The 12816-nt window shown below is 73.3% G+C and carries 10 protein-coding genes and 1 tRNA gene; 4 read left to right on the plus strand and 7 right to left on the minus strand.

Annotation, left to right across the window (positions count from 1 at the left end; genetic code table 11):
- Window positions 1–43 precede the first annotated feature (43 nt).
- Entirely contained in the window at window positions 44–463 is a 420-nt protein-coding gene (locus I7X12_RS15155) for a DoxX family protein (protein ID WP_232342868.1), read from the minus strand.
- Between the two features lie 191 nt (window positions 464–654).
- A tRNA-Phe gene (locus I7X12_RS15160) sits at window positions 655–728 on the minus strand.
- Between the two features lie 392 nt (window positions 729–1120).
- On the opposite strand from I7X12_RS15160, the gene I7X12_RS15165 reads away from it, so the two are divergent.
- From I7X12_RS15165 to I7X12_RS15180, 4 genes are read left to right on the plus strand one after another with little or no spacing between them, the layout of a single operon-like run.
- Window positions 1121–4018, plus strand: a complete 2898-nt coding sequence (locus I7X12_RS15165; RefSeq protein WP_198060891.1) for a transglutaminase domain-containing protein — start codon at window positions 1121–1123, stop codon at window positions 4016–4018.
- Entirely contained in the window at window positions 4018–4680 is a 663-nt protein-coding gene (locus I7X12_RS15170; RefSeq protein ID WP_198060892.1) for a DUF7269 family protein, read from the plus strand. The genes I7X12_RS15165 and I7X12_RS15170 overlap by 1 nt, the downstream gene beginning before the upstream one ends.
- Window positions 4677–6221, plus strand: coding sequence for a DUF58 domain-containing protein (locus tag I7X12_RS15175; protein ID WP_198060893.1), 1545 nt, complete (start codon window positions 4677–4679; stop codon window positions 6219–6221). Before I7X12_RS15170 ends, I7X12_RS15175 begins: the two co-directional genes overlap by 4 nt.
- On the plus strand, window positions 6214–7890 hold the full coding sequence (locus I7X12_RS15180) for a DUF7519 family protein (RefSeq protein ID WP_198060894.1): 1677 nt from the start codon (window positions 6214–6216) through the stop codon (window positions 7888–7890). The genes I7X12_RS15175 and I7X12_RS15180 overlap by 8 nt, the downstream gene beginning before the upstream one ends.
- Before the next feature lie 43 nt (window positions 7891–7933).
- Here I7X12_RS15180 and I7X12_RS15185 read toward each other — a convergent pair whose 3' ends face one another.
- The 5 genes from I7X12_RS15185 to cofD all read right to left on the minus strand — a co-directional run bounded on the left by I7X12_RS15185 (window position 7934) and on the right by cofD (window position 12685).
- The gene (locus I7X12_RS15185) at window positions 7934–8893 is read right to left on the minus strand and encodes an AAA family ATPase (RefSeq protein WP_198060895.1); all 960 of its coding nucleotides are present in this window, start codon (window positions 8891–8893) and stop codon (window positions 7934–7936) included.
- Between the two features lie 522 nt (window positions 8894–9415).
- The gene (locus tag I7X12_RS15190) at window positions 9416–10027 is read right to left on the minus strand and encodes a DUF447 domain-containing protein (RefSeq protein WP_198060896.1); all 612 of its coding nucleotides are present in this window, start codon (window positions 10025–10027) and stop codon (window positions 9416–9418) included.
- On the minus strand, window positions 10024–10869 hold the full coding sequence (locus tag I7X12_RS15195) for a triphosphoribosyl-dephospho-CoA synthase (protein ID WP_198060897.1): 846 nt from the start codon (window positions 10867–10869) through the stop codon (window positions 10024–10026). The genes I7X12_RS15190 and I7X12_RS15195 overlap by 4 nt, the downstream gene beginning before the upstream one ends.
- The gene (locus tag I7X12_RS15200; RefSeq protein WP_198060898.1) at window positions 10866–11696 is read right to left on the minus strand and encodes a tRNA-dihydrouridine synthase; all 831 of its coding nucleotides are present in this window, start codon (window positions 11694–11696) and stop codon (window positions 10866–10868) included. The genes I7X12_RS15195 and I7X12_RS15200 overlap by 4 nt, the downstream gene beginning before the upstream one ends.
- Window positions 11693–12685: a 2-phospho-L-lactate transferase gene (gene cofD, locus I7X12_RS15205; RefSeq protein WP_198060899.1), complete on the minus strand. Its 993-nt coding sequence runs from the start codon at window positions 12683–12685 to the stop codon at window positions 11693–11695. Before cofD ends, I7X12_RS15200 begins: the two co-directional genes overlap by 4 nt.
- Between the last annotated feature and the right edge of the window lie 131 nt (window positions 12686–12816).

Below are 12816 nucleotides of genomic sequence, written 5' to 3' on the forward strand. Positions count from 1 at the left end.
ACTCGGGGAGCGTTCGAACGACCGGTGGGCTTCGGTGGCTCGACTACTCCGACTTCGACGACTCGTCCGTGTACCACCACGCCCACGCGACGAGGACGGCCTGGAGCGGCAACCGTGCCCACAGCGCCGCGTCGCGCGGGTCGCGTAGCTGCTCCGGAACGTCTCGTACGTCGAAGTCGTCGCCCGTCGCCATGTAGACGTTCGCCGGGAACACAGCGACGAGCAGCGCGATCAGACCCCACGCCGAGCGACGGCGGGTCCGTTCGAACAGCACGCCGACGCCGAGCGCGACCTCCGCGACCCCGGACAGGTAGACGAGTGTTCGCGGCCGCGGGAACTGCGGCGGCACGACTCGTTCGTACGCGTCCGGAGCGACGAAGTGGAGCACTCCCGCGAGGACGTAGACGAGCCCCATGACGTACCGGAGCGGCCGTTTCGACCCGGCGAGGAAACTGGTGCGCATAGGGGCACCGTTCGAGCGCGACGGTCGAAAGCGTTGCTCCCGTCGGTCTGATTCGGAGAAATGCCGCCTCCCGGATTTGAACCGGAGGAAGACGTACTCACTCGCTCCGCTCGTTGCGCGTGACTTCCAGGGTTCAAATCCACTCGACGTCGTTTTCTCGACCGTTCGCTGTCGCTCACGGTCTCGAAATATGCCGCCTCCCGGATTTGAACCGGGGACAGCTCGATCTTCAGTCGAGTGCTCTCCCAGTCTGAGCTAAGGCGGCTCGCCGTCGGGCGTATCTCCGAGTGCGGGGAGGGGAGAAAAAAGGATTTCGAAAGCGGGCCCGACCGTTCGACTCGTTGACGCGCCCCGCTCAGGGGAGAAACAGGTCGGCGGAGTCGAACTCCGTGCCGCAGTCGTCGCAGACGTAGGTGGTGCCGTCGGTGGTGCTGACGTGTCCGCTACACTTCGGGCAGGTGGAACCGTCGATCATGGCCACCCCTCTCTCGGCGGGACACATAGCCCTTGTGAGTCGCCGAGATCCGTGTCGAACCGGCGCGAGCGGCCGAATCTGACGCGTGACCACGAAGTATTTGTTTCTGGCACCCGACCGTTCGACGAATGCATCGCCCGGAGTGGACCGCTTTTACCCGCCCTTCCCACCGATACTGACCGATGAGCGACGCCGACGAGCGTTTCGAACTCGGTGAGGCTGCGCCGACCCGCGAGTACGGGGTCGCGGCGCTGGCGGTCGCCTGCGTGGTCGCGGCGGTCCTGGCGACGGCGCTGATCCCCGCCGCCGCGTCGGTCGGGCTCGGCGACGCACCCGCGGAGTCGCTGATCCCGCTGCCCGCCGGCGCGGAGAACCGATCGGGGGACGGTGCCGGCCCGCCGGGGGCCGGCGGTGGCGGGTTCGGCGCGCTGAACGTCGGCAACAGCACGACCGTGGGCGAGCCGGTCGGCGAGAGCGGGGGGAGTCCGTTTCGCTCGCAGGACACGGAAGTCCACTTTCGAGTGCGGAGTCAGGAGTCGAACTACTGGCGCACGGGGGCGTACGACACGTACACGGGGAGCGGATGGTCGCGCTCGCGGCCGAGCGACGCGACGACGCCGGTCCGGGGGTCGGAGACGCGGTACCGCGTCGAACTCGTCCAGTCGGCGAGCGCCGCGCCGACGGTGTGGCGACCGACGGGTCTCGAACGGGCGGAGGGTGTCTCGCTGACCGATGGGGGGCTGGCCCGCGCGGACGACCGACTCGCGACGGGGGCCAGCTACGTGGGGGTGAGTCGGACGCCGCCGCGGGACCCGGCGGTCCTCCGGGCGAGCGGGCGGGACTACCCGGACGAGATCGAGGACCGGTACACGCGGCTCCCGCCGCGTACGGCGGTTTCGTTGCGGCCGTTCGCCAACAACGTCACGGGGGGCGCCGAGAACCCCTACGAGGCGGCGACGCGGATCGAGCGGTGGCTGGAGCGCAACAAGGCGTATTCGCTGAACGTCTCGCGGCCGTCGGGGGGCAACGTCGCACGGGAGTTCGTCACGGAGATGGACGCGGGCTACTGCGAGCACTTCGCGACGGCGATGGTGACGATGCTGCGCAGTCAGGAGATCCCGGCCCGCTACGTCGTCGGCTACTCGCCGGGCCGGCAGGTCGGCGCGAACGCGTTCCAGGTGCGGGCGATGAACGCCCACGCGTGGGTCGAGGTGTACTTCGCCGACGTGGGGTGGGTCCGATTCGACCCGACGCCGGGCGCCGAGCGCCTGCGAGCCGAGCAGTCGGCCTACGAGGAGAGCGGCGCGCCGGGGCAGTACGCCCCCCAGGAGGAAGGGAGCCCGGGCGAGACGTTCTCGCCAGACCCCACGGAGAACGGGACGGAGTCGGGGGCGGGAACGGTCACCGACTCGGGGGCCCCGGAAGGTCCGGTCGCGACGCCACCGCCGTCGACGCCGGTGACGCCGGGCGGTCCGGTCGAGACGCCGGAGAGCGACCCGAACGAGCCGACCGGCGGGTACGACGTGTCGCTCAACCGCACGGCCGCGCCGGGGGCGACCGTCGAGGTGACGGTCGAGGCGGGCGCCCAGCCGGTCGCGGGCGCGACGGTCGCGTTCGACGGCGAACCGGTCGGCCAGACTGGGCGGGACGGGACCGTCACGGGCCGCGTTCCGTTCGTCGAGAACCTGACGATCACGGTCTCGGGCGGAACGACGGCGGGGTCGAGCGTGGGGACCAGCGGGGCGGTAGCGATCGACGCACCGGAACCGGAGCCCGCGTCCGCGAGCGGGTGGTTCGCAGACGGGACGGCCGCAGCCGTCTCCCGCACGCTGGCGGACGACGACTCGCGCCGGGGGCCGAGTAGCGCGTCGCGCCGGCAGGCGGCGAACGACACCTCGCGGTCGTTCGACGTGGCGACGAACGCGACGCTGTCGATTTCGGGAGACGTGCGGACCGGAGCCACGGTACTTCTCACGGCGACGGTCGACGGCGTGGCGGTCCCGAACGCGACCGTGACGGTCGACGGCGAGCCGGTCGCGCGGACGGACGACCGTGGCAGAGCGAACGTGACACTGCCGGGGTCGCCGGGGAACGTCACGCTGCGCGCCGTCCGCGAGCCGGTCGTCGGGGAGCGGACGGTCGAACTCGCCGGGTTGACCGTCGGGACCGATCCGCTCTGGCCGCTCCCCTTGGCGGGCACGGCCGTCGAAGTGACGGCGCGACTCGGAAACGAGTCGGTCGCTGGGGCGCCGGTCCGCGTCGGCGGCGAACTCGTCGGCACGACCGGCGTCGACGGGACGCTGGCGGTGACGCTCCCGTTCTCGTCGTCGGCGTCGGTCGCCGCCGCCACGAGCGGGCAGACCGCGCGAACGACGGTCACCAACCCGCTCGTCAACGCGGCGGCGGTCGGGTTCGCGACGGTCGCGTTGGTCGCGCTCGCGGCGTTCGGAGCCGTGCGCCGGTCGTTCGACCCGCGAGCGGTCTCGCGGCGGGTCGCCGTCGGGATCCGGAGGGTCGCCCGCTGGGCGGTCCGCGGATTCGTGGCCGTCGCGGTCGCCGCAGCGGCGCGCCTCCGGGCGACGCTCGCACACCTCCGTAGGCTGGTCGCGGGCGAGCGCTCGCCGGCCGAACTGCTGGCGGCACTGGCCGCGTGGCTGGCCGGGTGGTCCGGGCGGCTGCGTCCCGGTGCGTCCGCGGGCGGAGCGGCCGGACGGGGCGGCGACTCGATAGCCGGACGGGGTGGCGACGACACCGACGCTGCCCACCTGACGATCCGGGAGGCGTGGGGCCGGTTCCTCGGTCACGTCTCGGTCCGGCGCCCGTGGACGAAGACGCCGGGGCAGCTGGCCGACCACGCGGTGACGGCCGACGGCCTCCCGGCCGAGGCGGTCGCGACGCTGCGCGACGAGTTCCGGGCCGTCGAGTACGGGCCCCGATCGCCCGACGAGTCCGTCTCGGCCGTGGAGGGCGCCATCGGGCGCATCGAGTCGTCGCTCGACGCGACCGACGCGACCGACGTCGACGGCGGGGACGCCACCAGCGGTGACGAGACCGGAGACGAGGGGGCGGGAGGAAACTGATGGCGGGAACGGTCCGGGCGGCGTTGGGCGGTCTCGGCGTCCTCGCGACGCTGCTGGGCGCGCTGGCGGTCGCTGCGCCGGCGGCAGTCGCCGAGACCGCGCCGCTGTCGACGCTGGTGAGTGCGGCCGCGAGCGTCGGGCCGCGGGACCTGTTCGTCGCCGGCAGCGCCGCGCTCGGCCTCTCGCTACTGCGTGCGGCCGTCACCTCTCGGGAGTCGCGGCTGGTCTCCGGGTCGGCGGCGGAGAGCCGGCGGTTCGCGGCCGTCGTCGCCGACGAACCCGAGACCGCGACCGCACCCGACGGGACGCTGGCGGCGAACGAGTTCGCCGAGGCGATCGAGCGGGCCGTCGACGGTGACGACCGAGCGCTCGAGACGGTCGACGAGCGGCTCCGTCGACTCGCCGTCGCACGACTCGTGCGCGAGGGGATGGACTGCGAGTCCGCCGACCGCGCCGTCGCCGCGGGGACGTGGACCGACGACCGCACCGCGGCGGCGTTTCTCTCGGAGGAAGACGGCCCCGTCGCGACGCTTCGGTCGCGACTCCGGCTCTGGCTCGACCCGGCGCGCGAGCGCGAGCGCCGTATCCGGCGGACGGTCGCGGCGCTGGACGAGGTCGCCGAGTCGGCGGCGGACGAGGAACCCGGAGGTGCGGCGTCGTGAGCCACGAGCGCGTCTTCCGCTGGCGGGCGGGTGCGGTCGCGGCGGGGACGCTCGTCGCGCTCGGGCTGCTGTACGCCTCGCCACTGCTGCTTGCGGCGACGACGATCCCACTTGGGTACGTCGTCTACGGTGCGCTCTCGTCGGTTCCGGCGGACGCCGCGGTCCGGATCGATCGGTCGTTCGACGAGGCGACGCCGCCGCCGGGCGAGGCGGTGACCGTCCGGCTCACCGTCGAGAACGTCTCCGAGGCGACCCTGCCGGACCTGCGGGTCGTCGACGGCGTGCCCGACGACCTCGCTGTCGTCGACGGGTCGGCCCGAGGTTCGTTCGTCCTCCGTCCGGGCGAGTCGGCGACGGTCGCCTACGACGTGGTAGCCAAGCGCGGCGACTTCGCCTTCGCCGATCCGGTCGTGCGCCTGCGGTCGCTGAGCGCGGGCCGCCTCGTCACGGAGACGGTACCGGCTGCGGGCGAGGCGGAGCTGTCCTCGCTCGACCCGGTGTCGGCGGCGCCGGTCGGGGCGACGACGCCGGTCGGCACGGGGACGCACCCGACCGACAGCGGCGGCGAAGGCCTGGAGTTCCACTCGACGCGGGAGTACCGACCGGGCGACTCGATCGGCCGCATCGACTGGCGCCGGTTCGCCAAGAGCAAGGAGCTGTCGACGGTCTCCTACCGCGAGGAGCGGGCGGTCCGGGTCGTCCTCGCCGTCGACGCGCGACCGGTCGGGCGCGTCCGTCCGCACGCGGGCGCGCCGACCGCCGCCTCGCTGGGCGGCTACGCGGCCGAGCGGCTGTACGAGACGCTCGTCGACGGCGACGTGACGACGAGCGTCGCCGCGTTCGGCGTCGACGGGGGCGCTCCGTCCGTCCCGACCGGGGCGGGACCGATCCCCTGGGTCGACGGTGAGCGCGCCGACGCGGCCGCGGTCGCGCGGACGCTGTTCGACGCCGTCCAGCGCGTCGCCGACGACCCCGATCCCGACTCGGGTGCCGGCGAAGCGGGGAGCGTAGCCCCTTCGGCTGACCGCGACCGCGCCGGCTCGGCGGCCGCAAACGGGGCACCGACCGCCGGTGAGAAGAGTGCGGCGGCGAACGGAGCGGTCGGCGACGACGGGCCGGTCGACGGCGATGGTGCGGTCGGCGACGACGGAGCGGTCGGAAGCGGGGCGGCTGGCGACCGGCAGCGACCGACCGAGCGACCCGACCAGGCCGCGCCGGACGGCGGTGCGGACGCCGTCGAGTTACTGCTCTCGCAGTTCCCGGCGACCGCGCAGGTCGTTCTCGTGACGCCGCTGGTGGACGAGTGGCCGGTCTCGTTCGCTCGGCGGCTCCGTCGGCGCGGGTATCCGGTCCTAGTTCTCAGTCCGGACGCGACGGACGGGGGGTCACTGGGTGGCCGCGTCGCCGGCCACGAGCGTGACCTTCGGCTCGCGGACGTGTCGGCGACCGGCGCCACCGCCGTCGACTGGGACCCCGACGACTCCGTCGAGGGCGCGCTGGTGGCCGCGCTGTCGCGGCTGTCGGGAGGTCTCGGTGGCTGACGAACCCCCTCGTGCCGCGACGAGCGGGGCGACCCAACGGAGCAGCGGATCCGATTCGAGTGGAGAGCGCGACCGGGGTGGCCCGCCGACGAGGGCCAGCGCCGCGGTCGTCCTCGTCGTGTCGCTGGCGGCCGCGACCGGACTGATCGCGGACGCCGGATCGACGCTCCCGGTCGTCGTGGCCCTCGCGCACGCGGCGGTGTTCGCGGTGAGCCTGTGGCTGGTCGACCGCGACCGATGGCGCGGCGCGGCGACGGCGGTCGCCGGCGTGCTCGCTCTCGGCGTCGGCGCGAGCTTCGCCGTCGCCGTCGGCTACACGTTCCTCGACCTGCTCGCGGCCGCGTACCCGGTCCCCGAGGTCTCGCAGATCCGTCCCCGCGGACTCCGGATCGTCAGCGCCACCGCCGTCGTCCTCTGCGGGACGGTCGCGCTGGTCGGTGGGTTCGCGACCGTCGCCGGGCGGCTCCGGTCGGAGACCGTCTGGGCGTACGCGAAACTCGCCGTCGAGACGTTCGTCGTCCCACTGACGGTCGCCGCGCTCATGCTCCTGACCGCGCTGCTCGCCCGCCTCGGCGGCGCGAGCGAGGCGCCGCTGTACGCACCGCTCGCCGAGCGCGTCGCCGGGGCCGTCGGCGCCGTCGTCGCACCGGTGCCCGGACGGACGCATCTGCTGACGTTCGCGCTCCTCGTCGCGGCGGCGTCGCTGGCGGTCGGTCGCGGAGTCGACGCACTCCCGGTCGCCGAGCTGTCGACGCCGCGGACCGACGACCGCGTCGAGGCGACCGCCGACGCGGTCGTCCGCGGCGCTCGTCGGACGCTCGTCGTCACGGCGTTCGCGCTTCCGGTGACGCTCGTCGAGGTGGTCCTCGCACCACCGGACCTCCGATCGCTCGCCTCACCGGGCGTCTACGGCGTCCTCGCGGCGGTGACCGCGAGCCACGCGCTCCGCGCGCTCCTCCTCGCGACCGCGCTCGCCGCCGGCGGGACCGCGGCGGCCGTCTCGCTGCTCGCCCGCCTGGCGCGGACCGACGCGTCGGACGCCGTCGTCGCGCTCACGCCGTTCCTCGGCGGCGGCGCGGTCGTCGCGCTCGCCGTCGCGCTCCACGGGGTCGTCCTCCCCCCGACGCTGTCGTTCGTCGCCGACGCGCTCCCGGGTGGATTCGAGACGGCCTTTACCCGTCGGTCCGGTGCGGTGGTCGAGTTCTACGGGTCGCTCCCGGTCGTCGCGACGCTCGCGGCAGTCCTCGTCGGCATGACCGCCGTGCTCTCGATCGTGCTCGCGCTGGTCACGAGCACCGGCGCACTCCCCGAGTCGGCGCCGGGGCCGGCGCTCGCCGCGGCCGGTCTCTTCGTCGCCGCCGTCTTCGCCACCGGCGCGGGCGTCGGCCCGCCGCTCGTCCTCGGCGGTATCGTCGCCAGTTTCGTCGTCTGGGACGCCGGTGCGTACGGCGCCGCGCTCGGTCGCGAGGTCGGCACCACCGCCGACACGCTCGCCCCCGAGTCGGTGCACGTCGGCGCCACGCTCGCCGTCGGCGTCGGCGGCGCCGCCCTCGCCGCGGCCGTCCACCGCGTCGCCGCGAACGCGACGATCGCCGACGTGACGACGGTCCCGTTCGCCCTCGCCGTCGTCGTCGCGGGGCTGTTGTTGCTCGTCGCCGCCTTGCGGTAGCTCGGAACCCGAGCCGACTCGACGCTGCACCGACGCGCCGACCCTACCGCGGCTCGTCGACGGCCGGGACGGCCACCCGTTCCAGTGCGTCGTCGACTACCTGGGCAGGGTCGGCGTCGCGCACGCTCGCCTCCGTCGTCAGCACGAGTCGGTGGGCGAACGTCGCGTGGACGGCCCGCCGCACGTCCTCCGGGACGACGTAGCTGCGTCCCTCGACGACCGCCGCCGCCCGCGCCGCCTCGAACAGCCGCTGGACGCCACGGGGCGAGACGCCCACGTCGACGCGGTCGTCCTCGCGGGTCGCCCGCCCGAGTTCGACGACGTAGTCCCGCAGTTTCCCGTCGACGGAGACCGTCTCCGTGACTGCCTGTAGCTCGGCGACCGTCTCGGGGTCGACGACGGGGTCGACGCTCGGCGACTGGCTGGTCCGGTCGGCCCGGCGGTCGATCAGCGTCCGCTCGTCGTCGAAGCCGGGGTAGCCCATCGCGAGCTTGAAGACGAAGCGGTCGCGCTGGGCCTCCGGCAGGCCGAACGTGCCCTCCTGCTCGATGGGATTCTGCGTCGCGATGACGAAGAAGGGATCCGGCAGCCCCGTCGTCTCGCCGTCGACGGTGACCTGGCCCTCGCCCATCGCCTCCAGCAGCGCGGCCTGGGTCTTGGGCGGCGCGCGGTTGATCTCGTCGGCGAGGACGACGTTCGCGAAGATAGGCCCGGGGACGAACTCGAAGTCGCCGGTGCCCTCGTCGTAGACGTTCGAGCCAGTGATGTCGGAGGGCAGGAGGTCCGGCGTGAACTGGATGCGCGAGAAGGAGAGGCCGAGCGCGCTGGCGAACGACCGGGCCGTCAGCGTCTTGCCGGTCCCGGGCACGTCCTCCAGCAGGACGTGTCCCTGCGCGAGGACCCCCGTCAGGACCTGTTCCAGAAAGCGGTCGTCGGCGATGACCGCCTCGCTCACCGCGTCGAGGATCCGCCGGCAGGTCCGCCCCGCCTCGTCGTAGTCCATGTTCGCGTTGCGGGATGGCGCGACCAAATGCTTTCGGCCTCCGGAGTGTGTGAATCCGGGTCCAGTGGTGAGACCGCGACGGGCCGGACAACTGCGCCAACAGCGGTTAGCGACATCACCGCCACGAACAGCGTGAAAGCCGCTTAAACAACCGCTGGTACCGCGACTGCACTCGTGCTCGGAACCGCAGACAGCGTGAAAGCCCCCGGCACCTGCGGTCCCGGGGCTCGCTGCGCTCCTCGTCGCTCGCTTTGCTCACTCCTGCGGTGCTTTCGTCGCCCGGGTTCCCGCAGGTGCCGGCCCCTTTCATTCCCGCCCGCGTCGGCTGGTCGGCCAGTCTGTGAGGGCGGGAATGGAAGGGCGACCGTCTCGGCGACGGCTGGTGACGCAAGCACTGGACCGAGCGCAGCGAGCCACTCGAGTCGAGACGGCCGGGGCTTTCACGCTGTCTGCGGTGTCGAGCCGATCACGTTCGCGGTCGGACCCCCAGTCACACACCAGTTAGACGTGCTCCATCCCGGATCACCACTCGGCGTCGACCAGGTCGTCGATCCGTTCGAAGGCAGTCCGCTCGCGCTCACCGCCCGCGGTCTCGACGACCGACTCGAAGTACGCGAGCCGATCGAGCAGCGTCTCCCGTTCGTAGCCGGGCACGTCCAGCCGCGAGGCCGCGACGGTGGCCTCGACGACGGCGTAGAAGCCGCGATTCGTCGTCGGGACGACTCGTCGCTCCACGCCGCCGTCGACCGGTCGGAGTGCCCAGGTGACGATCTCGGTGTCGCCTTCGTGGTCGGTTCCGACGCGCTCGGCGTCGATCTCGACCCAGGCGTCGGCGCTGTCGAGGACGGGGCCGTCGACCTCGTAGACCGACAGGGCGGCGTCGACGAAGTCGACGGGGTCGCGCGTGAACTGGACGACGCCGCCGCCCTGCTCGCTGAAGTTGCGCCAGGTGCGAGTGCGGCCGTAGGTCCGGGCGGTGACGGGGTCGCCGGCGTGCAGACCGAGCGCGGCGACGTTCCAGCGGTCGTTCGGGCCGAGCGTGGTGACGACCGACTCGACGACGCCCGCGAGTTCGACGGGCCAGTCGGCGTCGGTTCCGCCGCCATCGGCGTCGCCGTCGCGCTCGCGACTCACACCTCCAACCCCCGTTCGAGCGCGACGAACAGCGCGGCGGCGACGATATCGGCTGTCGTCCCGGGGTTGACGTCCTCGGCGACGAACTCCTCCGCGAGGGCTTCCGTGTCCACATCCCCGTCCAGCGCGGCCTGCGCGCGCTCGGTCGCCCGCTCGGCTGTGGCGCGGTCGTGCTGGGTGACGACGAAGGTGTCGACCTCGGCGGCCAGCAGTTCGAGGAACGCGTCGGCGGCGCGGTCGGCGACCGGCCGTCCGGGGTCGCCCGACTCGATCGACTCGGCGGCGGCGAACGTGCGCTCGAATCCCCGGACCCACTCGCGGGCGACGCCGTCGCGGTCGGCCGACCGCGCCATCACGTCGGCGAGGGTCAGCCCGCGCTCCTCCAGGGCGGGGACGGCGTCGCTCCCGCGGCGCACGTCCAGTGCCGCCATGTCTTCGGGCGGGTCGTCGACGGCCACGTCGACGGCCTCGAAGGCGCGGTAGAACCCGGCGGCGTCTGCCACGGTCGTCGACTCGACTACGGCCGTGGCGGTCTCGGGCGAGAGCGGTCCGTCCTCGGCGCCCGCGGCGGCGACCAGGGGCAACTGGAGCAGGAGCGCGCCGAACTGGGTGTTGCCGCCGCGTTGCTCGGCCATCCCCTCGATCGCTCGTCGAAACGACTCGCCGAGCGGTTCCCCTTCGGCGACCATCTCCAGCCCCGGCCGCGCCCCCACCGCGCCGGCGAGGAAGTGCTCGAACTGGAGATCATCGTACTCCCGGCGGCGGTCGACGTTGCCCGGCTTGGGCGTCCCGGCGACTTCGAGCAGGAGGGCTAGCTCGGCGTTCTGGGCGGTCGTCCTCACCGCTCGGTCCCTCCCGATCCGACTACGCCAGCCCGGCCGTGCGATCCGTCGCCGCTCGACTCGCCGCCGGCACCCTCGTCGAACCACTCGTCGACGGCGGCGCGGACCCGGCGGAGGACGCGCGGGTCGTCGCTCGGGCGGCCGACGCTCACCGCGTCGGCGCCGTAAGTCAGGTACGCGCGGACCGTCTCGCGGTCGCGGACGCCGTTGTTCGCGACGACGAACGCGTCGGTGGCCTCGACCACGTCGGCGACGACGCTCTCGGAGTCCATCGCGTCGACGTGGACGACGTCGGCGCCCGCGCCGGCCGCCCGCGCGACGACGGCGGGCAGGTCGACGCCCGCCAGTTCGGTTCGGACCTTGACGCTCACCGTCACGCCCGTTTCGGCGGCGGCCACGACGTAGTCGGCGAGTCGGTCGGGTTCGCGCAACAGCGACTCCCCGGCGCCGGCGGCGCACATCTCGTCCTGGCGGCAGTGGGCGTTGATCTCGAGGAGCGCGTCCCGGTCGGCACAGATCGCGGCGGCAGCGCGGATCGGTTCGGGGCCGCTCGCGCGGACGTTGAACGCCGGTCGGAGCGGCGCGTCCGCGAGCGCGGCCAGCTGCTCGTCGACGAACGAAAGCGGGTCCGCCGGGAGGAACTCCTCGCGGTCGCGGTCGACCATCTCGCGGGCGGCCTCGCGGGTCGGTTCGTCGAGCGCGATCCCGCCCAGGAAGGCCGCGCCGGCGAACTCGCTGGCGGCGCCGGCCCACTCGGCGTCGGCGCGTCCGCTCAGGCTCGCCAGGGCGAGTCGGGGTTCGAACGCCCGGGCGGGCGCTTCGGTCACGATATCGCCTCCAGCGCCTCGCGTGCGGCGCGGGCGACCCGCTCTGCGTCGCCCTCGTCGTCCATCCGGGTGTCGGTGCGGACGACCGGCCGACTCAGATCCGTGCCGTCTGCGTCGTCGAGGACGAACGCGTCGGCGAAGGGGTACGCCTCGGCGACCCCGGCGGTGCTGGCCTCGTAGCCCGCCGCTTCCATCAGGTCGTCGGCGGGACCGGAGAAGACGGTGTCCTCGACGAACGGCGAGACGGCGACGACAGGCGTCTCGGCGAGCGCGTCGGCGATCCCGTCGAGCGCGAGCATCGGCCCGAGGCTCGTGATCGGGTTCGAGGGCCCCACTACGACCGCGTCGGCCAGCGCGTCGAGCACGGCGTCGGTCGCGGTCGCCTCGTCGCTCCCCCGGAACTCCACCGATTCGATCGCGGGCTCGCCGCCGCGAGCGACCCAGAACTCCTGGAAGTGCATCGGTCCCGACTCCGTGTGGACGATGGTCGCGACGGGGTCGTCGCTCATCGGCAACAGGTCGAGAGTCAGGTCGAACGCGTCGGCGAGGGTCCGGGTCGCCTCGGTCAACGTCGCGCCCTCGTCGAGCAGGCTCGTCCGCGTCACGTGGACGGCGCGGTCGGCGTCGCCGATCAACATGAACTCGCCGACGCCGGAGAAGCGACGCCAGCGGGCGATCTCGCGGCCCGAAATCTGGCGCTCGTCGTCGAGATAGCGAGGCTCGGTTCCCAGCCCGGCCGATTCGGCGATGTCGACGAGTTCCCCGTGGGTGGTCGCCGAGTCGTCGGCGATGCCCCACCAGGTGTCACGGTCGAGGCGGCCGCCACGGAGGTAGAGGACGGTGTCGACGTCTGGGCAGACGAGGTGGCCGCCCAGTTCCACGTCGTCGCCGGTGTTGCCGACGACGGTCGTCTCCGTCGGCTCGAAGACGGCGTCGGCGCCCGACAGGAGCTTCGGCGTGCCCGTCCCGCCGGACAGAAGCGTCACCATACCCCGGCGTAGGGGTGAGCCCGGGCTAAAGCTTTGCGTACGGCGAGGGCGGGGACGGGGGCGACGGCCGCACCGAACCAGTTCTATCGACTCCGGAACCGTCCGCCGATGCCACAAGCTAGTTGCCGGGG

Origin of the sequence: Halosimplex litoreum (assembly GCF_016065055.1) — an archaeon.
GTDB lineage: Archaea > Halobacteriota > Halobacteria > Halobacteriales > Haloarculaceae > Halosimplex > Halosimplex litoreum.

Coding starts and splice junctions, on each gene's coding strand:
- I7X12_RS15155 (WP_232342868.1), bottom strand. CDS start 463: ATGCGCACCAGTTTCCTCGCCGGGTCGAAACGGCCGCTCCGGTACGTC.
- I7X12_RS15165 (WP_198060891.1), top strand. CDS start 1,121: ATGAGCGACGCCGACGAGCGTTTCGAACTCGGTGAGGCTGCGCCGACC.
- I7X12_RS15170 (WP_198060892.1), top strand. CDS start 4,018: ATGGCGGGAACGGTCCGGGCGGCGTTGGGCGGTCTCGGCGTCCTCGCG.
- cofD (WP_198060899.1), bottom strand. CDS start 12,685: ATGGTGACGCTTCTGTCCGGCGGGACGGGCACGCCGAAGCTCCTGTCG.
- I7X12_RS15185 (WP_198060895.1), bottom strand. CDS start 8,893: ATGGACTACGACGAGGCGGGGCGGACCTGCCGGCGGATCCTCGACGCG.